The sequence below is a fragment of the Xenorhabdus budapestensis genome (genome assembly GCF_017743015.1).
In the GTDB taxonomy this organism is placed as follows: Bacteria; Pseudomonadota; Gammaproteobacteria; order Enterobacterales; family Enterobacteriaceae; genus Xenorhabdus; species Xenorhabdus budapestensis.
In genome coordinates this window covers 3438362-3463703 of sequence record NZ_CP072455.1, presented here as the reverse complement: position 1 = coordinate 3463703, position 25342 = coordinate 3438362, and the positions used below count along the sequence as shown (strand labels likewise).

Annotated in this window: 26 protein-coding genes and 3 pseudogenes; 24 read left to right on the top strand and 5 right to left on the bottom strand. The window is 40.4% G+C overall.

Translation table 11 applies throughout. The annotated features are described in order from the left end of the window. Positions 1 to 472 precede the first annotated feature (472 nt). Positions 473 to 1972 carry a ShlB/FhaC/HecB family hemolysin secretion/activation protein gene (locus tag HGO23_RS15210; protein WP_209027165.1) on the top strand — a complete coding sequence of 500 codons (1500 nt, stop codon included), beginning with the start codon at positions 473 to 475 and terminating at the stop codon, positions 1970 to 1972. A 4-nt stretch (positions 1973 to 1976) separates the two neighbouring features. Here the strand turns inward: HGO23_RS15210 and HGO23_RS15205 are convergent. Continuing rightward, positions 1977 to 3112, bottom strand: a pseudogene (locus tag HGO23_RS15205) (ISAs1 family transposase). A 92-nt stretch (positions 3113 to 3204) separates the two neighbouring features. Here HGO23_RS15205 and HGO23_RS20090 point away from each other — a divergent pair. Beyond that, positions 3205 to 3381: pseudogene (locus HGO23_RS20090) on the top strand (hemagglutinin repeat-containing protein); the annotation flags it as partial. A 27-nt stretch (positions 3382 to 3408) separates the two neighbouring features. Further along, positions 3409 to 4128, top strand: a complete 720-nt coding sequence (locus HGO23_RS15200) for a hemagglutinin repeat-containing protein (protein ID WP_425330500.1) — start codon at positions 3409 to 3411, stop codon at positions 4126 to 4128. A gap of 168 nt (positions 4129 to 4296) precedes the next feature. Here HGO23_RS15200 and HGO23_RS19765 read toward each other — a convergent pair. Next, positions 4297 to 4420, bottom strand: a pseudogene (locus HGO23_RS19765) (VOC family protein); the annotation flags it as partial. Between the two features lie 364 nt (positions 4421 to 4784). On the opposite strand from HGO23_RS19765, the gene cobU reads away from it, so the two are divergent. The 3 genes from cobU to cobT all read left to right on the top strand — a co-directional run bounded on the left by cobU (position 4785) and on the right by cobT (position 7238). Continuing rightward, positions 4785 to 5330, top strand: coding sequence for a bifunctional adenosylcobinamide kinase/adenosylcobinamide-phosphate guanylyltransferase (gene cobU / locus HGO23_RS15190; RefSeq protein ID WP_209027164.1), 546 nt, complete (start codon positions 4785 to 4787; stop codon positions 5328 to 5330). Beyond that, positions 5327 to 6091: an adenosylcobinamide-GDP ribazoletransferase gene (gene cobS, locus HGO23_RS15185; protein WP_099136858.1), complete on the top strand. Its 765-nt coding sequence runs from the start codon at positions 5327 to 5329 to the stop codon at positions 6089 to 6091. The genes cobU and cobS overlap by 4 nt, the downstream gene beginning before the upstream one ends. An 82-nt stretch (positions 6092 to 6173) precedes the next feature. After that, complete coding sequence (gene cobT / locus HGO23_RS15180) at positions 6174 to 7238, top strand: nicotinate-nucleotide--dimethylbenzimidazole phosphoribosyltransferase (RefSeq protein ID WP_099136857.1); 1065 nt, start codon at positions 6174 to 6176, stop codon at positions 7236 to 7238. A gap of 67 nt (positions 7239 to 7305) precedes the next feature. On the opposite strand, the gene HGO23_RS15175 is transcribed toward cobT, so the two are convergent. Next, on the bottom strand, positions 7306 to 8934 hold the full coding sequence (locus tag HGO23_RS15175) for an AMP-binding protein (protein WP_209027163.1): 1629 nt from the start codon (positions 8932 to 8934) through the stop codon (positions 7306 to 7308). A gap of 283 nt (positions 8935 to 9217) precedes the next feature. Between HGO23_RS15175 and HGO23_RS15170 the strand changes: the two genes are divergently transcribed. Continuing rightward, a complete protein-coding gene (locus HGO23_RS15170; protein ID WP_099136855.1) occupies positions 9218 to 9967 on the top strand; it encodes an SDR family oxidoreductase in 750 nt (249 codons plus the stop codon). Positions 9968 to 10126: 159 nt separating this feature from the next. Beyond that, the gene (locus tag HGO23_RS15165; RefSeq protein WP_099136854.1) at positions 10127 to 10822 is read left to right on the top strand and encodes an epoxyqueuosine reductase QueH; all 696 of its coding nucleotides are present in this window, start codon (positions 10127 to 10129) and stop codon (positions 10820 to 10822) included. Positions 10823 to 10952: 130 nt separating this feature from the next. On the opposite strand, the gene HGO23_RS15160 is transcribed toward HGO23_RS15165, so the two are convergent. Beyond that, positions 10953 to 11768: a helix-turn-helix transcriptional regulator gene (locus HGO23_RS15160; RefSeq protein WP_209027162.1), complete on the bottom strand. Its 816-nt coding sequence runs from the start codon at positions 11766 to 11768 to the stop codon at positions 10953 to 10955. 989 nt (positions 11769 to 12757) lie between these two features. On the opposite strand from HGO23_RS15160, the gene HGO23_RS15155 reads away from it, so the two are divergent. Both HGO23_RS15155 and HGO23_RS15150 read left to right on the top strand, forming a co-directional pair. Further along, entirely contained in the window at positions 12758 to 13249 is a 492-nt protein-coding gene (locus HGO23_RS15155; protein WP_099136863.1) for a bactofilin family protein, read from the top strand. A gap of 153 nt (positions 13250 to 13402) precedes the next feature. Then, on the top strand, positions 13403 to 13948 hold the full coding sequence (locus HGO23_RS15150; RefSeq protein WP_099136852.1) for a GNAT family N-acetyltransferase: 546 nt from the start codon (positions 13403 to 13405) through the stop codon (positions 13946 to 13948). Positions 13949 to 14018: 70 nt separating this feature from the next. Here the strand turns inward: HGO23_RS15150 and HGO23_RS15145 are convergent, their stop codons facing one another. After that, on the bottom strand, positions 14019 to 14639 hold the full coding sequence (locus tag HGO23_RS15145; RefSeq protein ID WP_099136851.1) for a phage repressor protein CI: 621 nt from the start codon (positions 14637 to 14639) through the stop codon (positions 14019 to 14021). A 202-nt stretch (positions 14640 to 14841) separates the two neighbouring features. Here HGO23_RS15145 and HGO23_RS15140 point away from each other — a divergent pair, with 202 nt between their 5' ends. The 14 genes from HGO23_RS15140 to HGO23_RS15075 all read left to right on the top strand — a co-directional run bounded on the left by HGO23_RS15140 (position 14842) and on the right by HGO23_RS15075 (position 25270). Beyond that, a complete protein-coding gene (locus HGO23_RS15140) occupies positions 14842 to 15180 on the top strand; it encodes a DUF5347 family protein (RefSeq protein ID WP_209027161.1) in 339 nt (112 codons plus the stop codon). Between the two features lie 106 nt (positions 15181 to 15286). After that, positions 15287 to 17275, top strand: a complete 1989-nt coding sequence (locus HGO23_RS15135; RefSeq protein WP_209027160.1) for a replication endonuclease — start codon at positions 15287 to 15289, stop codon at positions 17273 to 17275. 169 nt (positions 17276 to 17444) lie between these two features. Next, positions 17445 to 17657 (top strand): hypothetical protein, encoded by a 213-nt coding sequence (locus HGO23_RS15130; RefSeq protein ID WP_099136848.1) that lies wholly within the window; start codon positions 17445 to 17447, stop codon positions 17655 to 17657. 16 nt (positions 17658 to 17673) lie between these two features. Next, on the top strand, positions 17674 to 17913 hold the full coding sequence (locus HGO23_RS15125; RefSeq protein ID WP_244967821.1) for a DinI-like family protein: 240 nt from the start codon (positions 17674 to 17676) through the stop codon (positions 17911 to 17913). A gap of 222 nt (positions 17914 to 18135) precedes the next feature. Then, positions 18136 to 18339, top strand: a complete 204-nt coding sequence (locus tag HGO23_RS15120; protein WP_099136846.1) for a tail protein X — start codon at positions 18136 to 18138, stop codon at positions 18337 to 18339. 9 nt (positions 18340 to 18348) lie between these two features. Continuing rightward, a complete protein-coding gene (locus tag HGO23_RS15115; protein WP_099136845.1) occupies positions 18349 to 18612 on the top strand; it encodes a hypothetical protein in 264 nt (87 codons plus the stop codon). 5 nt (positions 18613 to 18617) lie between these two features. Then, positions 18618 to 19157, top strand: coding sequence for a lysozyme (locus HGO23_RS15110; protein WP_099136844.1), 540 nt, complete (start codon positions 18618 to 18620; stop codon positions 19155 to 19157). After that, positions 19154 to 19654, top strand: coding sequence for a lysis system i-spanin subunit Rz (locus HGO23_RS15105; RefSeq protein WP_209027159.1), 501 nt, complete (start codon positions 19154 to 19156; stop codon positions 19652 to 19654). The genes HGO23_RS15110 and HGO23_RS15105 overlap by 4 nt, the downstream gene beginning before the upstream one ends. A 172-nt stretch (positions 19655 to 19826) precedes the next feature. Next, positions 19827 to 20462: a phage baseplate assembly protein V gene (locus HGO23_RS15100; protein WP_099136842.1), complete on the top strand. Its 636-nt coding sequence runs from the start codon at positions 19827 to 19829 to the stop codon at positions 20460 to 20462. After that, a complete protein-coding gene (locus tag HGO23_RS15095; protein ID WP_099136841.1) occupies positions 20459 to 20809 on the top strand; it encodes a GPW/gp25 family protein in 351 nt (116 codons plus the stop codon). The genes HGO23_RS15100 and HGO23_RS15095 overlap by 4 nt, the downstream gene beginning before the upstream one ends. 22 nt (positions 20810 to 20831) lie before the next feature. After that, positions 20832 to 21740 carry a baseplate assembly protein gene (locus HGO23_RS15090; RefSeq protein WP_209027158.1) on the top strand — a complete coding sequence of 303 codons (909 nt, stop codon included), beginning with the start codon at positions 20832 to 20834 and terminating at the stop codon, positions 21738 to 21740. Continuing rightward, positions 21733 to 22341: a phage tail protein I gene (locus tag HGO23_RS15085; protein WP_209027157.1), complete on the top strand. Its 609-nt coding sequence runs from the start codon at positions 21733 to 21735 to the stop codon at positions 22339 to 22341. The genes HGO23_RS15090 and HGO23_RS15085 overlap by 8 nt, the downstream gene beginning before the upstream one ends. Next, complete coding sequence (locus HGO23_RS15080; RefSeq protein WP_209027156.1) at positions 22338 to 24740, top strand: phage tail protein; 2403 nt, start codon at positions 22338 to 22340, stop codon at positions 24738 to 24740. The genes HGO23_RS15085 and HGO23_RS15080 overlap by 4 nt, the downstream gene beginning before the upstream one ends. Further along, complete coding sequence (locus HGO23_RS15075) at positions 24740 to 25270, top strand: tail fiber assembly protein (RefSeq protein WP_209027155.1); 531 nt, start codon at positions 24740 to 24742, stop codon at positions 25268 to 25270. The genes HGO23_RS15080 and HGO23_RS15075 overlap by 1 nt, the downstream gene beginning before the upstream one ends. Positions 25271 to 25342: the final 72 nt, after the last annotated feature.

Below are 25342 nucleotides of genomic sequence, written 5' to 3'. Positions count from 1 at the left end.
CATATCTTACTATATTAAATTCACATCATGAAATTAAAAATTTTGTGTAAACCTGCCTAATGCTATCAGAAATAAATCTGATTTCTGTATTCAGATAACAACGTTGGTATTTAAGTCTATCTTCATGATATGAGGTGTTTTTCACAAATTTCCGTTATTTAAATATATATTTATTTTTACCATCTGAATAAAACATTTTATGAGTTTGATTATATTGCCAAAAATAGATTATTAATTTTATTTCTTATGATTTTCATAGGGATAATGAGCGATTTTTTATTACGTTAATGTTATTAAGTAGTTTCATATTAATCTCTTTCTTGTTGGTGTTTATGAATTGTTTGTATTTGACTTAAAAAAATATGGCAATATGTAAGTACTAAATTTGATGTTAATTAATTGTGATTAAAAAATTTTCAGTGTGAATTAATGTATTAATGATAAGTATTAATTGATTATTTTGGTGCCGTATATGATTAGAAAATTCACAACAATATTTATATTTTTAATACCGTATATTTCGTTTACAGTATCTGCCTCTCCGGTAAGCCTTAATGAAAATTTATCGCCATCTGTTGTGAGTGAAGGAATAAATAATTTACAGAACAGTGAAAGAGAGATTAACAAACTCATTGAACAGAGACGGCATCAGGCAATACTCAATCGATCAGAACAGAATTCTGCAAAAAAATCATCACCAACGCTTGTGGAGTCAAAAAGATGTTTGCCAATTAGTGGCATTTATATGCAGGGAATATCATTATTGTCAACCTCTGACCTGAAAACGTTAAGTGCTATTCCTAGTGATTGTATTACCAGTAGTTATATTAATAGATTAGCATCAGAAATTACGAATCTTTATATTCAGAAAGGTTATGTTACAGCCAGAGTAAAACTCATTCCGCCTGATTATGATAAGAAATTGGGGATTAGCGTTATAGAGGGTTTTGTTGAAGATATTCAGGGAGGAGATCGCTGGGTTAATAGCCAGACTCTTTTTCCTGATTTAAAGAATAAGTCATTAAATATACATCAACTTGATCAAGGGTTAGATCAGGCAAATCGTCTGCAATCAAATAGAACCACGTTGGATATTTTGCCGGGTACAGTCAATGGAGGTTCTATCATTCTCTTGAGTAACAAACATAGTGCGCCCTGGAAAGTCTCTGTGACAACCGATAATTATGGGCAAAAAAGTACCGGGAAGTGGATGGGAAGGTTAAATACCAGTTTTGACAGCCCATTGGGATTATCGGATTTTATTAGTTTCAGTGGAAGCTCTACATTAAATACTTTTAAAAAAAAGTATAACCATTCTTATATCTTACTTTACTCACTTCCTTATGGTGAGATGACATTCAGCGGATTTTATGTTGATTCCCAATATAGAAATAAGATGCATTTACAGGTTAGGTCAATAAATATAAGAGGAAATGCTGAGCAAACAGGAATGCGTGTTGATTGGGTATTTCATCGTAATCAAAAACAAATAGATACATTAAGTACACAGGTCATATATAAAAAAGGAAATAATTATTTAAATGATGAAAAACTCATAACAAATAGTGAAACCGTTAGTCTTGTTTCTCTTAGTGTTAATCATTTGCAAGTTATTCCTACAGGTGTTTTTACCTTTTATATTGGAATTGATAAAGGAATGCCATGGTTTGATGTACAGACAGTTATGGACAAGGATTTTATTAAAGGTCAAATGTCACTGAATCTGAAAAAGAGATTGACACTGTTTAAATCATCCTATTTTTTTTATAGCAAATTTTATACGCAATATAGTCGAAATCGGTTACCAGCTATGGAATGTATAGATATTAGTGATAAAAATAATATTCGGGGATTTAATGAAAGTTTTTTATGCTCTGAAAATGGTCGGTATTTAAAAAATACATTGTCTTATCCGATCTCTATACCTCAAGGCTCTCTGACATTAAGTATTGGTAGCAGGGCAAAAGCATGAATGTTCATTTCTTGCCCAACACCTGAAAACCTGCAATGAAAACTTTGTCCAAATACTCACTGCTCATATTGGTCATGTTTGCTTTGCGTCGCATGCTGGCTTTTACACTGGTTTCTGCACGCAGCATATTAAGCGAGAAGTGCCGCATACCCGCTAATATCTCAGCAGCATTGCCGCGACGAATGGCACACGCATCTTCATTCATTGATACGTCAAGCACCCAATGAACGCGATTTTCGATACCCCAATGACCCCGTACCGCCTCCCTAAAACGGTCTGATTCAAGTTCGGCAGAGCTGATATGATAATGATAATCCAGTGATTCTTTTTTCTCGCTTTATCAAGGCGATATCGTATTGCCACACCAATGCTTTTTAAGCCTTTCCATTCCGGAAATTGCGAGGCAAGTTCTCCCGCCGGTAATACATGATATTCACGTAATTCAATTCGCCCATGCCCTTGTTCTATACAGACATTTTCTGATTGCCTGACGGCAGTGACTTGCGCTGACAGTGTTTGTTTAACCGCGCGATGTAGCGTTTCCTGATTATTTTTTACCGCCCGCAGATAATCACCGCCCTGGGCGATAATTTTTTTAGCAATTTTAGTCTGGCATCCCATCGCATCAAGGGTGAACAAACAACTTTTGATGTCCAGTAAATCAATTAACTTCGGGATCGCATTGATTTAATTAGATTTTTTTTCAGTTTTTAACTGTCCCATGACAACGCCATTGGCCGTAGCAAATGCGCTCACCATATGGATAGCCGATAATCGTTTATGCCAATGCCCGGTTCCCCGTAATGCCTTGCCATCAATCGCGATGATTTCACCATCGGTACGTTTGCTGACCGACTGAGTCCAGCGAATAAAGCAGTGTTGAAACTGGACAGGGTCAAGGCGGGAAATGATACGTGCTATTGTATCATGTACAGGTAAGCCGGTTTGAAAAAATCCCTTTTCCTGAAGCCAGTTGATGCGCATATTCCCAAAATCTTCGATATCTTCCCAACCTTCAGCGCCCGTCAAGACGGCACACATTGTCAGAAAAAGCACATCAAACAGGGGATAGCTGATTTTGGCAGACTGACGAGGATCTTTGATTTCACCGAAATGCTGAGAAAAAGCATCGAGTTCCATTAGGGTACTCCCAAAAAAAGGAGTATAAGATCACAACTGAATTCGTGGGTCAAATGGATTAATTTTGATTAAATAACGTTCGTGATCTCACCCTGGGGACGATAATAGCAAAAAGCAGTAATATTAAAGGTGCACAAGGTGTTAGCTTAACTGCTGATAATAATCTGTCCTTACAAGGCACAAATGTTTCTGGTCATCAGATAGATTTAACAGCAAAACGGGGCGAGATTATTATTACATCAGCGCAGGATATTACAAAGAAAAATAGTCTTCAAGTTGGTGGTGAAGGGGGATTCGTGGCTGCAATAACTGGTTCTAAATTAGGTCAATTTGGTGTGAAGGCTTATGGAGAATTCGGCAAAGGTTATGCAAATGCAGTTACCAACCATAACAGCCAGATTACAGGTGAAACTGTTACATTAACTAGTGGAAAAGATACTACACTCAAAAGTTCTAATATTGTAGCAGATAGAGTGAATGGTAAAATGGGAGGTAATCTCAATATTGAAACTGTTAAGAATATAAATAATGGACAAAAGACATATGTAGATGCTGGAATTATGTTTAGTAGTGGTAATTTATTTAATGATAAACAGCCAACCGGCATTTGGGGTGTATTGAGTAAAATCAAAAATATTTTAATCGGGACAAAAGATAAATTAAAGGTTGATTACGAAAAATACGATGATGAGGCTTTGGCAAATCAGTCTGGTATTTTTGGTGCTAATGGTGTAGATCTGAGCGTAGTTGGTAAAACTTATCTGACTGGGGCGAAAATTGACAGCCCTAATAAACCTGTCAATTTGAATACTCAGGAAATAGAAAATCATTCAGTAACTGCATATAGTAAAGGAGAAAAAGTGTCAGTAAAATTACCTGAATCGCCTATTGAATTTATAGCGAGTTTGCCAGAAATCATTTCCAATATTGTAAATAAAAAAATTCCATATACAGATATTCAAAATTATGATGAAAAAAGCAGAGCGCTTGAAAGTGAAATAAAAGGCTATAAATAAAGTGAGCATCGTTTTATTATCATTTATAACTAACATCAATGGCGTAATAATATTGCGCCATTGATATTTTAGAATTTGAATTAAGCTGTTTTTTAAATTTGGATAATCTTTATATTAAGAAATTGCGTTTTGATATAAATCCAAACGGTTACCATAAATATCTTCACTTTTACTTAGTTGGGGAGTATCTTCCACCAGCGTAAAACCCAATTTGTTGGTGTAGTAATCAATAGCTTTGTCGTAATCATCAACAACAATAGCAATGTAACCCACATCTTTTTTGTATTCTCATAGTATTCCTATTTAAAACTACAGCATCCGTGTCCCTAAGGTCACATTTTTTCAGCTTTGGTGATTCTGCCAACACGAATATCGAGGGCCATAAAAGTAGATATATCTGTGAGGTGATTTTCTGGATTTTGCATGTCTGTATATCTGTTAATAATAGGGTAATTATATTGGAATATTATTGTAACAGACAGCACATACGAATATTTGTTTGACTTTGTGAGCTAATTCACATCGATACAAAACACTTATCTGTATGAATTCATCAAATAGTTATTCAATACGTTATTCTATGGCAACGATATAAGCTGGCTTAGCCAGAGTTTGTTGTAATCACAAAATACTGTGCAATTTTCTGGAGCCAACAAATGATTTTAGTCACTGGCGGAGCTCGTAGTGGAAAGAGTGCTTATGCTGAACGGTTGATCACAGAGCGCTGCGAACAGGTATTGTATATTGCTACGGCTCAAATCACGGATGAGGAGATGGCTGCTCGTATAGAGCGGCATCAGCAAAATCGCCCCTCACATTGGCGAACCTGGGAAGGACATCAGGATCTGGGAAATGTTATTCGCCAGCACCGTAAACCGGAAGAGGGAGTTATACTTGAGTGTGTAACCACATTAATTGCTAACCTTCTTTTTGATAAATCAGAAGGTGTGTCACCTGATAAACTGGATTTCACCTCATTGGAGGTATTTGTCCACCACCAGATAGATGACTTGGTCGATGCTTGCCTGAATTGTCCGATGCCCATTTATTTAGTGACCAATGAACTAGGGATGGGAATTACCCCTGAAAATCGACTGGCTCGTCATTTTATTGATATTGCCGGACGAGCTAACCAGAAACTGGCACAGACAGCAGAATCAGTCTGGCTGATGGTTTCTGGTATTGGAGTGAAGATTAAATGAAATTGAAACTTTTTTGGGCAACATTACAGTTTATGACACGGCTTCCTGTGCCTGCAAAATGGGCCCAGGGTATTGATTTTCGCCAACTAGGGCGTGGTGTACCTGTTTTCCCTTTGATTGGTCTTATTGTCGGTGTAATTGCATCTTGTATTGCTCTGGCAATAAGTCAATCTGGCGGGGGCGTGTATATTGGTGCAATCGGTTATGCGTTAGCTTTGGCGCTTCTGACTGGCGGATTGCATTTAGATGGTCTGGCTGATACCTGTGACGGGATTTTCTCCAGCCGTCAGAGGGAAAGAATGCTGGAAATTATGCAGGATAGTCGTCTTGGAACGTATGGCGGGCTGGCCCTGATTTTTTGTATCCTCATTAAAATTCTTGTTGTTGTTGAACTTGCCTATCATCCTCCCCTGAAGTTATTAGCCTTATTATCCTGTGCTCCTGTTGTTGGACGTACTGTTGTTGTGCTTTTGATGTTTGAGCAGCGTTATGCCCGTGAAAATGAAGGGATGGGGAGCAGTTATATTGGTCGTATTACTCCACGTGGTACGATACTCGTTTTACTGACAGGGACAGTATTGGTGATGATACTTGGCGATTGGCAGGGATTATCTGCAATGATGGTTACGATGATCGCCATTTTTTTACTTTCTCTCTATTTTAATTATCGGTTGGGAGGGCAGACCGGAGATACGATGGGAGCGGCAATTGAAATAGGCGAAGTGGTTTTTTTACTGACTTTGATTTTGATTTGGAAATAGCTTTTAAAAATGGGTTTATGGAGAGTAAATGAATGTGGTTTTCTTTAAGCATCCAATCTGAAATGTAGCCGGAAGGATAATTATGGCCTTTCAATCTTTGTCGATTTTGTTTGATAAAATTCAACCACTTGATCGGGCAAAAATGGAGAAAGCAGCACAGCATATCAACAGCTTGGTCAAACCGATTGGCAGCCTGGGGCGTCTGGAGACTCTGGCAATACAACTTGCGGGAATGCCCGGTATTGAAGATCTGCGAGATCTGCAAAAAGAGATCGTCGTTATGTGTGCTGATCACGGCGTTTATGATGAAGGTGTGGCTATTTCTCCCAGGAATGTGACGGCTATACAGGCACGGAATATGTTGCAAGGGCTGACAGGGGTTTGTGTATTGGCGAAAAATAGCAATACTCATGTTTTGCCTGTAGATATTGGTATCGATTGTGAGCCAATAGATAATTTGCTATCCCTCAAATTAGCCAGGGGCTGTGGCAATATTACACAAGGCCCAGCTATGCCTTATGAATATGCAGAAGCATTATTGTTGGCAAGTGCACAACTAGTTCAACAGCGTATTGTAGCAGGAGTTTCAGTGTTTGGTGTGGGAGAGCTGGGAATTGCAAATACTACACCAGCAGCGGCAGTCATCAGTGTCCTTACCGGAAGCGAGCCCTGTGATGTGGTTGGATTGGGCGCTAATTTGCCGATTGAACGACTCAGGCATAAAGAATCTGTTGTACGTCGTGCTATTGATGTGAATCAGCCTGATGTGCAGTCCCCTCTTGATGTATTAGCAAAGGTGGGTGGGTTTGAGCTTGTGGGGATGGCAGGAGTGATTTTGGGAGCAGCAGCAGCAGGTGTTCCGGTCGTCCTTGATGGCTTTATTTCTTACGCATCTGCGCTGGCGGCAGTTCAGATGGCTCCCTCTGTTCGGGATTATTGTATTCCATCTCATATGTCAGCAGAAAAAGGTGCAGTATTGGCATTACAGCATTTGGGGCTACAGCCTTATCTGCATTTAGATCTGCGTCTTGGTGAAGGCAGCGGGGCAGCAATTGCAATGTCTCTGATTGATGCTGCCTGTGCCATGTATCGCAATATGGGGTATCTGGCAAAAAGTGGGATTCGATTTCCTGCGTTACTCCATTGAGTTAAGTTTTTTCGGGAGTAATGTTATATTACTGCATGAATCCTTGCATTTTACCATGTCCTGTATGTTATAGGTCTTTAGCTAATTTTCTTAATTGTTCTTTGAGGATCTTCCCGTTTACATTGCGAGGCAGTGCTAAAAAAGTATAGCCTTTGGGTCGCTTATAGCGTGCTACAACGGTACAGATATAGTCATCCAATTCTTGTTCAGTAATCAATGTATGTTCATCAAGTTCAATAAAGGCATGGGGAACTTCACCCCAATATTCATCAGGTTTTGCCACAATAGCGACAGCCAAAACTCCGGGATAATTTGACAGAGCATTCTCCAACTCAAGGCTGGAAATATTCTCACCACCAGAAATAATGATATCTTTTTTCCGATCGATAATTTTAATATAACCATCGCAATCAACAACGGCTAAGTCCCCAGTAAAAAACCACTGATTTGTCATATCAGATGTAACACGGTGGGCAAGATCATAAGAGGCAACAATATTGCCCCGGATGGCAATCTCACCAATGGATTGCCCGTCAGAAGGGACTGTTAATCCACTGTTTTCATCAATAACCCTGACTTCTCCTTGTAAATTAGAAACAATACCCTGACGCATCTTTTTTAAAATTGTTTCTGATGTTGGTAGTGTTTCCCAATCGTGTTTATCTTCACAAACAACGACCGGCCCATAAGTTTCTGTCAGGCCATAGACTTGGGTAACAGCGATCCCGACAGCGTCAAGTAGAGCAAAGATTTTCTCTGTTGGTGGAGCGCCGGCAATAAGACCGTAGACATTATTATTAAAAGAGATACCGCGTTTTTGAGCTTCTTGTCCCAGGGAATAATGCACAATTGGAGCGCCACAATAGTGTGTAACCTGATGTTTCTGCATAAGCTGTATGGCTTCTTCTGCATCAAATTTGCGCATGCAGATATGTGTACCGGCACGTGCAGCTATAGTCCAGGAAAAACACCAGCCATTGCAATGAAACATTGGTAGTGTCCATAAATAAGTAGGGCGCTTAGGCATATCCCAATCCAGGATATTGGAAATAGCATTAAGGAATGTTCCTCGGTGTGAATAGACAACCAATTTGGGATGTCCACTGGTTCCCGAAGTGAAATTAATGCTGATGGCTTCCTGTTCATCAATGGGATAAAAATTCAGGGTCTTGGATGGATATTGGGTTAATAGTGATTCATAGTAGATAAAATCCTGATCAGGCTCTGATATTGATATGGCCGAATTATTTTCAGTCACTACAATATTTCCAGTAACCACAACGATTTTTATCGGATTATTAAAAACAACATCATCTAACAATGGAAGATAGGTTTTATCTATAACCAATATCTCAGGATTAATTTTCTCAAAAATAAAATTTAGTGTAGCTGAATCTGTTCTGATACTTAAGGCATTGAGGATCCCACCGGATAGCGGAACAGCATAATGTAGCTCCAGCAGTTCATGGATATTGGGTAATAGTGTGGAGACAACACTACCTTTACCTACTCCCATTTGCTGAAGTGCAACTGCAACTTTTTCACAGCGCTTTGCATATTGTTGCCACGTCCAACACTGCTCTCCATCTATTACCGCAGGATAGTCACCATTACTTAATATGGATCTTTTGAGAAATAAAATAGGTGATAGTGCACTACCGTCATATTCATTTAAGAATGAATTAGAGAGAGTCATATTTTTTACCCTGTATCTTCACTTATTACTAAAAGTAATCGTGGTTATGAGAATATGCAATCCATAATAAATAATTATGAGTGCTCTTTTCTCAATAAATTTCTCACGAAATTAAGTTAAATAACATCACACTTTTTATTTAGATATTAAATTGATATTTTATTGTTTTTAGTATATCGATTATATTTATTGTTATTGATAAAATAATATGCCGAAAATATATTGGGAAATTAAGTGTAAGGTAGCAAAAATACTGTATCTACCGATATAAAAGGAAACAAAAATGTTTAATTTAACCGGAAAAATTGCATTTATTTCTGGAGGAACCAAAGGTATTGGTAAAGGGATTGCTCAGGTATTTAAACGGGCAGGTGCCACGACCATTATTTCAGGTACGGATAAAGTAAAAGGGGAGGTTATCGCCAAAGAATTGGGTGTTGATTTTATCTCCCTTGATGTCACGGATCAGGCTGCATGTAAAAATGTGATTGATGGAATTGTCGAAAAATATGGCAGGCTTGATATTCTTTGTTCAAATGCGGGTATTTTTCCACAACATTCTTTAAAAGAGATGACGGTTGAAGATTGGGATTTAGTGTATACCGTCAACCTGAAAGGCACATTCTTATTAGTTCAGGCTGCGTTGAATGTAATGGAGAAGCAGCAATATGGACGAATTATAATTACTTCATCTATCACTGGTGAGATGGTAGGAATGCCGGGATACAGCCATTACGGTGCTAGTAAAGCAGGGCAGCTAGGGTTTATGCGAAGTGCGGCACTTGAATATGCGACTCAGGGTATTACGATTAATTCCATCATGCCCGGCATGATTGTCACTGAAGGCTTGCAGGCATTCGGTGAGGATTTTTTGAAACAGCTTGAAGCTACAACCCCAATGCGTACCTTGGGAACACCGGAAGATATTGGTCATACTGCTTGTTTCCTGGCTTCTGATGAAGCGAAATATATAACCGGACAGACAATTGTGGTTGATGGTGGGCAGGTATTGCCAGAAATACAAGGTGTTTGATTGACCTAATGTGATCAAAATCGCCTTTTCTTTCTATTCTTTTCTTTCTGTCCGTTGTCGTAAGGCAGAAGAAAAAGGTAAGATGGGCAACTAATAAACACAGGGAGGGGAAGCATATTCTCTTCCTGGTTTTTTATTGTCTGAGTTAGGTAAAATACTATGTTATTGAACTATGAACGTAAGTCGCTTCCGCTACCCAATGGACATAATGAAGTACTGCTGCACTCATGTTGTGCGCCGTGCTCAGGGGAAGTGATGGAAGCAATGTTAGCTTCGGGGATAGATTTCACGATATTTTTCTATAATCCGAATATTCATCCGCTAAAGGAATATGAACTGCGTAAAGATGAAAATATTCGTTTTGCAGAGCAGATGGGCATTCCTTTTATTGATGCTGATTATGATCGTGATAACTGGTTTGAACGAGCAAAAGGCATGGAGAACGAGCCTGAACGCGGCATTCGTTGTACTATGTGTTTTGACATGCGTTTTGAGCGGACGGCGCTATATGCTCATGAACATGGTTTTCCTGTTATTACCAGTTCACTTGGTATTTCACGCTGGAAAAATATGCAGCAAATTAATGAGTGTGGTATCCGCGCGGCTTCCCGTTATCCGGGGTTAACATATTGGGAATATAACTGGCGTAAAGGCGGTGGTTCTGCGCGTATGATAGAAATCAGTAAACGCGAAGAATTTTATCAGCAAGAATATTGCGGCTGTATTTATTCTCTGCGCGATACTAATCGACATCGTTTGGCGACCGGACGGGAAAGAATAAAACTCGGTACTGTATTTTATAGTGCAGATAGCGATAAAAAAAGTAATAAAAACTGTGATAAGAAAGATCATTAATTACTATCACTGTCGATTAAATCATTCTCTCTTATTTAATTACCTGTCCACCATTTTGATATGGAGGCAGGTTTGTTATTTTTTGCCTCATCATATTTGTCTGAGTTTTGATGAGGCAAAAAAACTATAATTAATTTTTGCCATATCTGGCTCGATTGGGTGTACATCCAAAACGTTTCCGATAACTTTGAGTAAAGTAAGACTGACTGGAAAAACCAGATTCCAGCGAGATATCCGCAATACTCATTCCACTGTTTAGTAATAATTGATGTGCATAAAGAATACGCTGTTCACTGATCCAGGCACGTGGTGATATGCCGTAAACACGGTTAAAAAGCTCCTTGAAGGAGGTTAATCCCATACCAAATTCGCGGGCAAAATCATTCAGCCTCCATTCTTTGAGATAATGAGCCTCCATAAATGTTTGCAATCGTTCTACCTGACGATTACTCAACTGCCGCAGAACCGATATCAATAATGAGCCTTGCTTTCCGAGAGAAAGTAATAAAAGTAGCTCTTCAATTCTTAACTGAATTAATGCTGGGGGATAGTCATGAGCAAGTAAGTTGACTAATCCACGGACACTTTCTGTTAATAAAGGAAACTGATTGAAAGGAATTAACCGATAAGCTGGGAAATCATGGCGCTCTACGTTACTTAATAGCGCTCCAAAACGTTTTATAAAACTACGTAAAAAATCCATATGTAATGGTAGCCATAATGCCTGACAATTTTTTGTATTAGTTTTTGCGGCATAGTTTCCCGGATGGGTAAGAAGGATATCATTTGACTTGATGTGATAGGTTTTGGTGCAATCTTTCCATATCATTTCGCCATCAAGTAAAATATACAGCCCTCTTTGTTTATGTTCGAGAATATTGAAGTCCGGCATGGTTAACTGTAAAGAGAAAATACTCTTTTTGTTTAAGCCTGTCGTCCTTTTCATTTTATACTCCTAATCTTCCGTATCATGAGTAATCTGAGATCCATTGACCATACCCGCTATCTTTCAAGTGGCTTTTTTGCAACTCAAAACTTATTGAATATATATTGATAAATTGAATGTAGGATTAAACATCTTGGCAGATATCAAAATCGTATGCGTAACATCAATTAAATTACTCCAGTATTATATCTTCAAATTAATATTTATGTTAGTTTTAAATGTCAAAAATTTAGATTTAAATTTATTTTTTCTCACGCTAGAGAGGCTGAGACGGTGATATGTTTTTATCCATTCCGTTAATAAAAGTTATCAATTTTTAATCGGGTAAATTTAAATCCCAATGGATTGATTATTTTTTGAAATAAATATTTATATTAGAGAAGGTAAAAGAATAGAGTCATATTTATACTAGAGTTTATGCTCTCATGATTATTCTTTCATTGTTTAGGTATTGGAGCACAGCAATATTACTGTATCACCTGTGATGTTATTTTGTTAATTATTAGTTTAATTGTGTTGCGGATTTATTGGTTTATATGGTTTTTATATTGAAAATAGTAAGATAAAGCTGTTGAAGTGAGCTTTTTATGTTGGAGTTTAAGAGAGAATCACCAATAATTCAGTACATTAGGCTTTAGAGACAACGTTATCGGTGTAATAGCGTTACAAATACCTCTGTTATAGCTTTGTAGATTGTTTTTTATACTGATACAATGCTAGGATGTATTTTCATCGCCTTTCTTCTATATCCGCTAAGGCATACTCATTGATATATTTGCTGATGAAAGATAAAAGATCACAAGAACGAGAAAAGTATGGAAAAGTATCGTTTTTCAGATAGCGTTTTTTTATACAGTCTATGGCTCTTTTGGGCTATTACACTGGGATTGTACATGTATGGTGCAAATATTAGTTGTGCCATAACAGCAATTTTATCTTTTTTAGCCTTAGTATTTTACTTTACTAATATGAAACAGAGAATCAAAGTTATGTTTGGAAAAAAAACTGAGGCATCTGCTGCCAGCCCGGTCACACAAATCATTCCCATGCAAATTGAAGAGAAAAAAATCTCCGGTACTGAAGCCCGCGCGAATACAATTATCGCGAAGAATTCTGTCTTCAAAGGGGATATTGATATGGAAGGAGATATTCAGATTTGGGGAAAAGTTGTCGGGAATATCCGCGTAAAAGGAGGTGCTATCCGTGTTATGCACGCCGGAAAAGTGGAAGGTGAACTAAGTGCACCTGAAATTATTATTGATGGTCATGTTGAAGGAACGTGCTGTGCAGAAACATTGGATATTTTTGAGCACGGAGAATTACGGGGTATTAGCCGTTGCGGAAGTCTGTCAATCCGACGTGGTGGATTATTTGTTGGTCAGTCTGAACAAGTAGAGAATAAGAAAAAACAGGAAGCAGAGCGAATTGTTTCTATCAAGGAAAGTCAGGCAGACAAGCCAAAATCTAAAACTACTGCCTGATATCTGCCGATAAAATACTCCTCGTATTTCAATCTATTGAGATTCATAGAGTATAAAACTCCATGTATTTCTGCCGGGAATATGTAGAATTTTCCGGCAGTTTTTGTTTTTATAGTCAATTGATTTATACCTAATGGATTTCAAGGAGGTACTGTGATTATAGAGCTGGAAACAGAAAGGTTATGGCTTCGCGCCTGGAAGGAAGAAGATAGAGAACTTTTCTTTCGCTTAAACAGTAATCCAGAAGTGATGGAATTTTTCCCCAAAACGCTGACAAAAGAGCAAAGTGACATGTTAGTTGATAATTGTATTCGTAAATTCGAAATACAGGGAGGTTGGGGATTATGGGCAGTTGAATTAAGGCAGAGTGGCGAATTTATTGGTTTTGTCGGGCTGAATATCCCTAATCTTGAATTTCCATTTTCTCCTTTTGTTGAAATAGGTTGGCGTCTTGATAAACCATTTTGGGGAAAAGGTTATGCTTGTGAAGCTGCCCGTAAAGTTCTTGATTTTGCTTTTACAGAAATTGGACTGGATGAAATTGTAGCGTTCACTTCCTTGTTGAATTATCGCTCAGAAAGTGTGATGAAAAAATTGGGTATGACCAGAGATGAAAAAACATTCATGCATCCAGCAGTTGAGGAAGATAACCCGTTGCGGGAGCACGTTCTGTACCGGATCAAGTGTCCGGATGATTAAATAAACGCCATCAAGGTTATTCTGATGGGCAGAAATGACCTTGATGGAAAACGTATTACTACATAAACCGTTATTGCCTGGAGATCACCAAAGTGACGCGGCCAATGAATTGAATATCACTGATCGCACAGTCAAAGGTGACATCATCATCACTGACCCGAATTTTACTGACAGGGATTTTGGCTATTTTCTTGATACTGTGCATTCCTTCAATGTCTACCAGCCATAAACCATCCTGAATGTTGTCTTCCTGAGCATTAAGCAGATACCAGGATATACCATCATCAACCACCAGCGGTTCTCTGAGGTCTTTGGAAATTAGCTCACTGTCCAGGATAACCGGATCAGCCTCATTTAGTTTTCCCCCTGACAGTTTTACACGAGAGATTGACGGCGCGATGATATCTTCCAACCGTTCCGTTTTTTTACCCTCTTCGCCGTTTGGGAACATCTCTCCTTGCCCTGTACTTAACCATAGCAGTGAAGCACCAGTTTCTAGATGACACTGGATAATCCAATCAGCCGGAAAACTATCACGAAGATAGCGGTTTGCCATAGTGCTTTTGGACACGCCTAAATGGTCACTCAGAGCCTGACGAGACTTATATCCATACGCGCGGACAAGGCGCTCGATAGCTGGTCGCCCACCACTATCAGCCCCCATCTTGATCTCAATATTGGTATTTTTCATTGACAGTATAGATAATGGAAATTATTATCCCACTTAAGTTCTCTAATTGAGATCTAGTGTGGGCCCAGATTGGTTAATGCGAAAACCATTGAGAGATATTGCATCATGAATTGCCAAATTTCAATCCTTATACCAGAGATCAGCTGTGTTCCAGGTATTGCTCTGACAATAATCTCTCTGAAGGTAAAAGAGTGAGGAAAATATGGCGAATACAGAGAAAGAAAAATTTGCCCAAGTTAACCTCGGTCAGCGATTGGAAGGATTGAACCATTTGTCGAGGATCAGAGCGATATACTGGGGAGATGATGAGAAAGAATTAAGACGGTTTCTTGCTGATATGCGTGACAAAAGGGATTGTCATTATGAAGAGAATAAGCGGGTGCTATCCGCTATTTTTTATTTGGCGAATATCCCACGTTCCCGTCATGACAGTGAAATCAGCCAACTTACTCTAGAGGAAAAACAGTCTCTGATCAAAGCGATGAATCATATTAAGGTTGTAGTTAGTCAGTTTCCCAAACATTTGACGTTATCCAATTAATTACTCTTTTAAACATTTTTTCTGTTTATTTTTTGAATAAATAGCATTTTTGAACAGATGGCATGTGTATGCCAGGCACTCACATATCTTTAATATGGTGGCATGGATGAATAGTGTTTTTTTCTCTCATGAATATCACGCTGGCAATTATATTGCCAACAATAAGCAGCCGGGGATGTACCGACCAAACATCTCACAGAACGTTTCAATGGCAGAATGTTTATTGTGGGAGGCGAATGCAGAAGATTATCAATGGTGCCATCAATATATCGGTCAGATGCCGGACTTTCTGGCGAAATATTTCAGCCGCCGTTATGCCGATATTTTTACCAAATCAGGGCGCAGGGATGCTAATTCTTATCTGAGAAAAACTGTCGGGCAGAATGTGTTGCCACGGTTACAGTTGGTTAAGCACAGATACCAATTCAAACACCGTGTGTCTGGTATCGCTCCTTTCCCTTTTATTGCACAATTGGATAACGTGGTGACTTATGATCGCAAGCAGCTTTTGAAGCTCGCTCATGAAGTCTCTGTGTTTATCATGGAGAACTATGAGTACTACTCTCTGAAACCCTCTGTGGAACCTGCTTCTTTAAATCTCTCTTCTTTGCAAAAACCTTTTTTGCAAGAGTCCCAATATAGCCAAACGAAATCTTTGGATAGCGAAGCGGAACAATTTTCTCGTATCGCAGAAGTTTATCAATTATTGGCAAAACTAACGTTGCAATGTGGTACTAATCCACCTTATTGGCAACGATTTAACCATGGACGCAAAGCACTTTCTGTCGATCAGCTCTGTGCGGGAATGTTGCGTATGATGTCCGCCCGCTGGTGGTACTTCCGTTTAAAGCGACTGCGGGATATTCAATCGGAACATATGGCAATTGCAGTTGGACAGGTTCAGAAAGTGGCATCGCCTTATGTTTCGCAGCATGCTTTGCGTGAATGGCTGGAGCAGAAGCGACGCAATCGTGAGTTTTTCCAGCATTTTGATCTGGAAAATGAAGCGGGAGAACGTATTTCATTAGCTGAAACGGTAGTTCACAGTAATGCGAATCCTGCTATTCGTCGTTGTGAATTGATGGTCAGAATGCGCGGTTTCGAGGATATTGCTGACAAAATGGGATGTGTAGGGGAATTCTATACTATTACGGCCCCATCAAAATACCACGCAGTCCGGTATCAAGGAGGGTTTGTCAAACAGTGGGAGGGAGTCACCCCCAGTGATACACAGCGTTATTTATGTAGTGTATGGGCAAAAGCTCGTGCTGCTATTGCCCGTGCGGGAATTAATCTGTTTGGTTTTCGTGTTGTTGAACCTCACCATGATGGTACTCCGCATTGGCATATTTTATTATTTATGTTGCCAGAACATGTGCAGCAGGTCAGAAAAATCCTTGAACATTACGCTTGTCAGGAAGAGGAGGAAGAGTTGCTACGTAATCGTAATAATGACAAAAAATCCCGTTTTGATTACAGGGAGATAGATCCTCATCAAGGTAGTGCGACAGGTTATATCGCAAAGTATATTTCTAAAAATATCGATGGTTATGCGTTAGAAGATGAAATCGACCATGAAACGGGCGAATCATTGCGCGATATGGCTAAATCGGTAACAGCATGGGCAAGTCGTTGGCGTATTCGCCAATTTCAACAAATTGGTGGCGCTCCGGTTTCAGTTTGGCGTGAATTGCGTCGACTCAAAGAAGTACGTTTATCTGATAATAAAATGAATGCGGTTTTACAGGCCGCAGATGAAGGAAATTGGGCCGCCTATACACAGGCTCAGGGTGGGCCGTGGGTTGCTCGTCGTGATTTGGTCATTCGGCTCTCTTACAAACAGATTCCATTTGGTAGCCCTTATGGTGAAGATGTCCATGCCATTCAAGGAGTCACGTCTTCTTTGCTGTCTTATGCGAAATATATCTGTACACGAATCCATCAATGGACAATTGTACCAAAATCTGATGCGATTCCGACATCGGAAAAGATTGTCTATAAAAGAAACAGAAAATGGTGCTCTTGGAGTTCTGTCAATAACTGTACGGATAGACAGGAAAGGTATTGTTGTGATATGGATGTGAAATTATTTTAAGTAATGTTATTTTTACAAAAAAAAATTCCATAAAAGAAATAAATAATAGTTATTAACTATTAATTTTTATCTTTAGGAAGGGAAAAAACTACTTTAAATTTTCACTAATTAGGTGTACTGTATATATATACAGTTTTGAGTGGAGGCGTATATATCAGTGGACTCTCTTATGGAATCATTGGTAGCACAACGTATTAATTTTATTGCCAGAATGGCGACAAGTTGTGAATGCAATCAAGCAGAAGACAAAGAATTGGCATTGGTCTGGATAGCTGAGTTATCTGCACCTTATGAAAAAAGACTCAGTGGTTATAATAAGTTGTATAAAAATAATTTATTAGAAAGGGAATGGTCGGTAAATTCAGATTCGGTAGAAGAATAGACTTTGACGGGAGAAAATGATGCGAGTTGAAATACTTTTCGATAAGCGAGCTAATGTTTCTGAATCAGTCATGTCTGCACTTGAAAATGAACTTAAAAAGAAAATACTACCTCAGTATCCAGATACGCGTTTTAGAATTGCCGTCAGCAGCAATACATCCGTAAAAGTGACAGGAAATAAAAACAGTAATGAACACAACCAAATAATGGAACTCATCCAAAGTGTCTGGGAGGATGATAGCTGGCTAGCGGATTAGGCCTAATAGATTGAATTCACCTACAAATAGCAAGCAATTTAAATAACATAAGGGCAGGGCAATTCCTGCCCTTATGCTTTTTAAAAAGATAAATATCCCAGCAGAGTTGTTCTTCATTTGTACTACTTCCCTAACAATGCTGTTTCATTGAGGCATTCCGCTGATTATTCGATCATAACTTTCCGATTTATTGACTATTTTCTGCAAAGAAAAGGAGAGTGTATGCAAATTATTGCACAACAAAATGAGACGGTTGATGCTTTGTGCTGGCGCCATTATGGTCAGACATTGGGTATGGCGGAGCGTGTATTGCTGGCCAATCCGGGACTTGCTGATTTTGGCGCGATATTGCCTCATGGAACGAAAGTTGAAATGCCGGACTTTATGCCTGCGGCCAGCAAACCCATGATCCAGCTTTGGGATTAAGGGGTATGAATGGATAAATACAGCCATGCAACTTATGCCTGCGCCAGCACCACCGCTATTTTTTCCGGTCTTTCTTTATATGAGTGGAGTTTCCTGCTGGGAGCATTCGCCAGCATTGCTCTCGGAATTCTGACTTATCGTCTCAATCGTCGTGAGCAAATGAAACGTACTTTGATCTTAAAAGAAATTCTGGAAAATCTGGAGGTAGATCCTGCGTCAAAATCAGCCAGTATTGTCAGCGAGCTGATAAGTCACGCACCAAAAGAGCTGTGATATGTATGCAGGATTTCAAAACTAAACTTAGTCGGTTGCTTATTGGTCTTATCATTGGTGGTGCCAGTTCTTCCGTCATTCTTTCCCAGTTCCTTGATGAGAAAGAGGGTAATCGACTTACAGCCTATCAGGATGCTGGTGGGGTTTGGACGATATGTCGGGGGGTGACGCGCATTGATGGTAAAGCGGTATATAAAGGAATGCAGTTGACCTCTGAACAATGTGAAGCCTTGAACCGGATTGAAGCTGATAAAGCGATTGATTGGGTAAAAAAGAATATCCACATCCCGCTGACTGAACCACAAATTGCAGGGATTGCCAGTTTTTGCCCGTATAACATCGGTCCCTCAAAGTGCTTTTCTTCCACATTTTATCGCAAGCTCAATGCCGGAGATAGAAAAGGTGCTTGTCAGGAGATTAAACGCTGGATTTATGATGGAGGGCATGATTGCCGAAAAACTAAAGGGCAGCCGAACGGCTGTTATGGGCAGGTCTTACGGCGTGATCAGGAATCTGAACTGGCTTGTTGGGGGCTGGAACAATGAAGAAAATACCTTTAATTGTCACTCTCGTAATTGGAGGATGTTTTGGCTGGTGGGGACACCGTTCACTGTTTCTTAGCGAAGTGGCAAACTTGAAGCAGCAACATTCTGCTCAAATCGCTGCTATCTACCAGAAAACAAGCCAGGAAACATTGTCTGCTATTCAACAAATGAAAGATGCACAGAACAGGGCCACCCAATTGGATGAATACTATTCTGGAAAATTAGCTTATGTTACTGAAAAAAATACCGCTTTGCGGGCTGATATTGCCGCTGGTCATCGTCGGGTGCAAATCGCCATCTCTAACCTTGCTACCTGTCAACTCACCCAAAACCGAAATACCAGCTCCTACAGCGTGGGCGATGGAACCCAAATCGAACTCACTGCAAAAGCTGGACGCACTATTTACGATATCCGAGCCGGGATCATCAGCGACCAAGCCAAATTAGATTACCTGCAACAGTATGTCCGTAAAGTTGTCCGGCAATGTAAGCCCTAGTCATTCCGCATGATTTAACAGAACTCCCTTACATGACCCCTAAAAGCCTTTTTTATTCTAGAAGAAGGCTTTTATTTTATTGATTTAATTTGATTTTATCTGTTGTTTTGTGTGTCTGTTCCTACAAGTCCAGTTTAATGTTTCACCTGCTTTTTCATGGCATTCTTACGTTATGAACACACAACTCACTGAACTGATGCGCTTATTGCGCAACCTGATCCGAACAGGCGTCATTACCCAGGTGGATACCACAAAGGGAATGTGCCGAGTCGCGACAGGCAACCTTGAAACCGACTGGCTGCACTGGTTGACATCCAGAGCGGGAAACTCCCGCACGTGGTGGGCGCCCAGTGTTGGTGAGCAGGTTTTATTACTGTCCATAGGCGGCGAACTGACCACCGCCTTTGTATTGCCAGCAATTTTTTCAGATGAGTTTCCGGCACCATCAACGTCTCCTGAAGCAACGCATATTAAGTTTCCGGATGGTGCAGTGATGGAATATGAACCGCAATCAGGCGCATTGACTGTGACTGGCATCAAAACCGCGACAGTGACTGCATCGGATTCCGTTCATATTACTGCGCCGGAAATTACCTGTGTTGCCAGCACCAGGATCACGCTGAATACACCGGAAGTCATCTGTACGCAGCTAATGAGCACGGGGAATCTGATCGTGCGCAACGGCGGCAAAATGACGGGCAATATTGAACACACCGGCGGCACATTCAGTTCCAACGGCGTGGTCGTGGATTCCCATAAACACACCGGTATTCGGTCAGGCGGTGACACATCAGGAGGCCCCGTATGATGTATCTGGGTATGAACCGACAGACAGGTAGGGAGCTGACCGATCTGGATCATGTCCGGCAATCTGTCAGCGATATTTTACTGACCTCTGTGGGTAGCCGTATTGCACGGCGAACTTACGGCTCTTTGCTGCCTGAGCTGATTGATTGGCCGCAGAACCCAGCGCTCAGGCTTCAGGTCATGGCGGCTAGTTATACCGCAATTAGCCGTTGGGAACCACGTGTGACGCTGACGTCAATCACGATGGAAACCCTACAGGACGGTAGAATGGTGGTGGATATCACGGGTACTTACCATCAATCCGCCAGAGAATTTTCACTTTCTATTCCGGTGAGCCATTCCCGGTGAGGCTATTTCTGAGAGGTAAGGTATGCCAACAATCGATTTAAGCCAGTTGCCACCACCGGATGTGGTTGAGCCACTGGATTACGAACAACTGCTAGAAGAGCGTAAAAGAGGGTTGATATCGCTTTATCCTGAAGAACAGAAGGATGCGATTGCACGAACTTTACAACTTGAATCTGAACCTTTGGTGAAGTTGCTGGAAGAGAACGTGTACCGCGAACTGCTTCTGCGCCAGCGAGTTAATGAAGCTGCACGTGCGGTAATGGTTGCTTATTCAACCGGTAGCGATCTGGATCAATTGGGTGCGAACAACAATGTATCCCGCATGGTTTTGCGTTCTGCGGATAATTCCACCATACCGCCGACACTGGCTGTCATGGAATCCGACAACGATTACCGCGTGCGTATTCCTCAAGCCTTTGAAGGTCTGAGCGTTGCAGGTCCGGTTGGGGCATATGAGTATCATGCCCGCAGTGCGGATGGTCGTGTCGCGGATGCTTCGGCTATCAGCCCGTCACCAGCCAACGTCACGGTAACAATCATGTCCCGTGAAGACAAAGGCGTGGCATCCAAAGAATTGCTGGAAATCGTTGAAAAAACCCTGAACGACGAAAATGTACGTCCGGTAGCAGATCGCCTGAAAGTCCAGTCAGCGAACATCGTGGAATATGAAATTGATGCGGTGTTGTACATCTTCCCGACGCCGGAATCAGAACCTATCCGTAAAGCGGCTGAGCAAAAACTGAAACATTACGTCGAAGCACAGCATCGTTTGGGGCGTGACATTCGTTTGTCAGCGATTTATGCCGCATTGCATGTGGAAGGTGTCCAGCGTGTAGAACTGAAAGCCCCGCTGAAAGACGTTGTGCTGGATAAAACCCAGGCTTCTTACTGCACCAAGACCACATTGACGATGGGAGGTTCTGATGAATGATCGCCTGCTGCCGATGGGCTCAACCCAGTTAGAACTTGCAGCGGCTAAAGCTTGTGCTGAGTTGCAGAAGATCAAAGTGCCATTACGGGAACTGTGGAATCCAGATACTTGTCCGGCATCGTTACTGCCTTATCTGGCATGGGCGTGGTCAGTGGATCGCTGGGACGAAAACTGGCCTGAGAGCACCAAAAGGGAAGTGATCAAAGGTTCGTTGTTCCTACACAAACACAAAGGAACGATTGGTGCAATTCGGCGGGTGGTTGAACCGTTGGGTTATCTCATCCGAGTACGGGAATGGTGGCAGACCAACGATGAGCCGGGCACTTTCCGGCTGGATATCGGCGTACTAGATAGTGGTATCACCCATGAAATGTTCGAAGAGCTGGAAAATTTGATTTTCGATGCCAAGCCAGTCAGCCGACATTTGATTGGATTGGATATCAACCTGGATACGCGTGGTGAATATCACTATTCGGCAGCGACTTACAGCGGTGACGAGCTGACAGTTTATCCCTATTTCCCGAAAGAAGTGACAGTATCCGGCTCAGAAATTGTGGGCGCGGGAGTACATATTATTGATGACATGAGGATTAGACCATGAGTACCAAATATTTTGCGCTGCTGACACAGTTGGGTGCAGATAAATTGGCAAATGCTGCGGCACTGGGTACTAAAATCGAAATTACCCATATGGCCGTTGGTGATGGTGGTGGCAGCCTGCCGACGCCAGACACTAAACAAACCAAATTGATTAATGAAAAACGTCGTGCAGCGATTAATACGCTGAGCATCGATCCGAAAAACACCAACCAAATCGTTGCAGAACAGGTTATTCCTGAAAATGAAGGTGGCTGGTGGATCCGTGAAATCGGCCTGTATGACAAAGATGGCATTCTGATTGCTGTTGGTAACTGTGCAGAAACCTACAAACCCCAATTGCAGGAAGGCTCCGGTCGTACACAAACGATCCGTATGATCTTGATTGTCAGCAGCGCTGATGCAGTGACTTTGAAAGTTGATCCGTCTGTGATCCTGGCAACACGTGAGTATGTAGATGATTCTATTAAGAAACATGAGAATAGCCGTACCCATCCTGATGCGACGCTGAAAGAAAAGGGATTTGCGATCCTGAGCAGCGCGGTGGATAGCAATAGCGAAACTCATGCAGCAACACCGAAATCGGTAAAGGCGGCTTATGATTTGGCTAATGCGGCGGATAATAATGCTAATGGTCGTGTTCCGTCTGGTCGTAAGGTGAATGGTAAGGCTCTTTCGGCGGATATTTCACTGAATTCTGCGGATGTTGGGGCGTATTCTAAGGAAGAAACCGAAGCTAAGGTGCGTGAAGCTAAAGCACAGGCAGATGCAGCAAATAATAATGCCAATACTCGTCTGGAAAAAAACAAGAATGGTGCGGATATTCCAAACAAAGATGAGTTTGTAAAAAACCTCGGTTTAACAGAAACCGTGGGTATGGCGAAAAATGCGGTGCCGACGTCAAGGAAAATAAATGGGAAATCGTTGGGGGAAGATGTGACCCTGAATGCACAAGATGTACAGGGTGAACCGCGTTTTAACATGACGATAGATCTGACCGGGTTAAGCACTGACCGTTATTATCCGGTATGGTGGCGTTTCCCATCGAATGATGGAGCAAATCCGTGGTTAACGATTCATCGCTGGTATGCTGAAGACAGAGAAAAAGACCTATTTAGTAAAGGTGAAGTTCATATTGCTGGGTTGTTATTGCAAATTGAAGGTGGAGATGTTCCATGGGGAGGGGATGCCAAGTACCTGAATATTAAACGGATTCATCAGAGATACCGTAAGACCGTTAAAAATATTTGTTATGGCATGATGAGTATTGCAAGGCCAATTGATGGTAAATATCCCCTTTATGAAAAGGTTAAGTCTGGAGATATTGTTTATTGCAAAAGATTCAGTGGTTGTTATTTACGTGGCGGTTTAACTTACCATGTAACAAGTAATTTTTCCGATATTCATTATTCTCGTAAAGATGATGAAGTTGAGATCTCTAGTGCTTTGGAGCCTCAGAGTAATTTTGAAATGAAATGGGTCGTGAAATCCTATGCCATTGATGACCCTCTGTTAGGGAAAGATTACGACGATACTGTTTTACCTTATGCTCATGATTATGCAGAAACTATCAATTTGGCAAAAAATGCGGTGCCTAATAGCCGAAAAATCAACGGAAAACCGCTTACGAATGATATTAATTTGAATGCGGGAGAAATAGGTGCTGTATCTGCTAGTGGCGGAGTTTACAACCAATCATTTGATTTCAAAACGATAAATACAGAAAATTTCTATCTTAAATATGACGAAGGTAAACATAATTATATTTCATGGTATGAAGGTGCAGGAAGAAGTGCATATTTAGGTTTTCCTAGCGATAATGCTAAGTATTTTAATATTGCTAATGAAAAACTTAACAGTATATTAACTCTACATGCTGATTCAGTGACTCATAACTCACGAAAGTTAGCTTATCAGGATGATAATTATACTAAATCTGAGTCTGATACTAAATATCAAATGTTAGGTCTGACTCAGACTGTATCTGAATATAATGTTCCTTGGAATGCAAACAGTGGCTTATATAATGCCAATTTTCTTACCCACACTAAAATGATAGTAAATTTTAATATGGGAGTTGGGAGTTGTCCCACATTGCAATTGTTAGCAAACTATAGAAATGGAGGCTTGTTTTATCGTTCTGCACGTGATGCTTACGGTTTTGAAGAAAATTGGGCTGAGTTATTAACCGTTGAGAGCGCCAATTCAAGATATATACAAGATATTCGTTTGGGGTCAGTGGAAAATGCACGTCTTTGGCGTGGATATGGATATTCTGATACCCCACCATATGTTATTACCGGTATTATAAACCATAATGCAGATGATGTTCCCGATAATGTTGAACGTCGCCCATTCCAAAAACTAGTCAATGGAACTTGGTATAACATAGGAACTATATAATGTTACATTTAAAAAACTTCAAAAAATATTTTCCAGATACTAAGGAAGAAAAGGAAATTGAACGAAAATTTAATGCTATTTTTTATCACAGTGAAGATGGCTATGATTGGTATAAAAGTCTTCCACTATTTAAGGAAAAAACTTATAAAATAAAATATGATGCTAATAATGTTGTTGTCGCATTTAACACTGATGCCAGCAAATTATGCCCAGATAATGGGAGTATTGTTGAGTTAGACTCATTGCCAGACGACGTCGATACATTTGGTAACTGGCAATATATTAATGATATGATTGTCCCTCGCGAATATACTTTGCCTGAGATACTTTCCCAAGCAAAAAGGAATAAACAAGAATTATTGATTAAAGCTAATATGGCTATTTCTCCATTACAGGATGCTGTAGACTTGAAGATAGCAACAGAGAAAGAGCAAAAAATGCTGGACGAATGGAAGAAATACCGTATCTTACTGAGTCGTATAGATTGTTCTTCTTCATCAGAAATTGATTGGCCTGAAAAACCAGAATAATAATCAGGGGCATTATGCCCCTGTAATCATTTCTATTAACTAAAAATTTATCTAATAGCCATCCATTTTTAT

What these genes read in the sequence shown, in the direction of transcription:
- HGO23_RS15210 (WP_209027165.1), top strand. Translation starts at nt 473, where the DNA reads ATGATTAGAAAATTCACAACAATATTTATATTTTTAATACCGTATATT.
- cobU (WP_209027164.1), top strand. Translation starts at nt 4,785, where the DNA reads ATGATTTTAGTCACTGGCGGAGCTCGTAGTGGAAAGAGTGCTTATGCT.
- cobS (WP_099136858.1), top strand. Translation starts at nt 5,327, where the DNA reads ATGAAATTGAAACTTTTTTGGGCAACATTACAGTTTATGACACGGCTT.
- cobT (WP_099136857.1), top strand. Translation starts at nt 6,174, where the DNA reads ATGGCCTTTCAATCTTTGTCGATTTTGTTTGATAAAATTCAACCACTT.
- HGO23_RS15175 (WP_209027163.1), bottom strand. Translation starts at nt 8,934, where the DNA reads ATGACTCTCTCTAATTCATTCTTAAATGAATATGACGGTAGTGCACTA.
- HGO23_RS15170 (WP_099136855.1), top strand. Translation starts at nt 9,218, where the DNA reads ATGTTTAATTTAACCGGAAAAATTGCATTTATTTCTGGAGGAACCAAA.
- HGO23_RS15165 (WP_099136854.1), top strand. Translation starts at nt 10,127, where the DNA reads ATGTTATTGAACTATGAACGTAAGTCGCTTCCGCTACCCAATGGACAT.
- HGO23_RS15160 (WP_209027162.1), bottom strand. Translation starts at nt 11,768, where the DNA reads ATGAAAAGGACGACAGGCTTAAACAAAAAGAGTATTTTCTCTTTACAG.
- HGO23_RS15155 (WP_099136863.1), top strand. Translation starts at nt 12,758, where the DNA reads ATGTTTGGAAAAAAAACTGAGGCATCTGCTGCCAGCCCGGTCACACAA.
- HGO23_RS15145 (WP_099136851.1), bottom strand. Translation starts at nt 14,639, where the DNA reads ATGAAAAATACCAATATTGAGATCAAGATGGGGGCTGATAGTGGTGGG.
- HGO23_RS15140 (WP_209027161.1), top strand. Translation starts at nt 14,842, where the DNA reads ATGGCGAATACAGAGAAAGAAAAATTTGCCCAAGTTAACCTCGGTCAG.
- HGO23_RS15135 (WP_209027160.1), top strand. Translation starts at nt 15,287, where the DNA reads ATGAATAGTGTTTTTTTCTCTCATGAATATCACGCTGGCAATTATATT.
- HGO23_RS15130 (WP_099136848.1), top strand. Translation starts at nt 17,445, where the DNA reads ATGGAATCATTGGTAGCACAACGTATTAATTTTATTGCCAGAATGGCG.
- HGO23_RS15125 (WP_244967821.1), top strand. Translation starts at nt 17,674, where the DNA reads ATGATGCGAGTTGAAATACTTTTCGATAAGCGAGCTAATGTTTCTGAA.
- HGO23_RS15120 (WP_099136846.1), top strand. Translation starts at nt 18,136, where the DNA reads ATGCAAATTATTGCACAACAAAATGAGACGGTTGATGCTTTGTGCTGG.
- HGO23_RS15115 (WP_099136845.1), top strand. Translation starts at nt 18,349, where the DNA reads ATGGATAAATACAGCCATGCAACTTATGCCTGCGCCAGCACCACCGCT.
- HGO23_RS15110 (WP_099136844.1), top strand. Translation starts at nt 18,618, where the DNA reads ATGCAGGATTTCAAAACTAAACTTAGTCGGTTGCTTATTGGTCTTATC.
- HGO23_RS15105 (WP_209027159.1), top strand. Translation starts at nt 19,154, where the DNA reads ATGAAGAAAATACCTTTAATTGTCACTCTCGTAATTGGAGGATGTTTT.
- HGO23_RS15100 (WP_099136842.1), top strand. Translation starts at nt 19,827, where the DNA reads ATGAACACACAACTCACTGAACTGATGCGCTTATTGCGCAACCTGATC.
- HGO23_RS15095 (WP_099136841.1), top strand. Translation starts at nt 20,459, where the DNA reads ATGATGTATCTGGGTATGAACCGACAGACAGGTAGGGAGCTGACCGAT.
- HGO23_RS15090 (WP_209027158.1), top strand. Translation starts at nt 20,832, where the DNA reads ATGCCAACAATCGATTTAAGCCAGTTGCCACCACCGGATGTGGTTGAG.
- HGO23_RS15085 (WP_209027157.1), top strand. Translation starts at nt 21,733, where the DNA reads ATGAATGATCGCCTGCTGCCGATGGGCTCAACCCAGTTAGAACTTGCA.
- HGO23_RS15080 (WP_209027156.1), top strand. Translation starts at nt 22,338, where the DNA reads ATGAGTACCAAATATTTTGCGCTGCTGACACAGTTGGGTGCAGATAAA.
- HGO23_RS15075 (WP_209027155.1), top strand. Translation starts at nt 24,740, where the DNA reads ATGTTACATTTAAAAAACTTCAAAAAATATTTTCCAGATACTAAGGAA.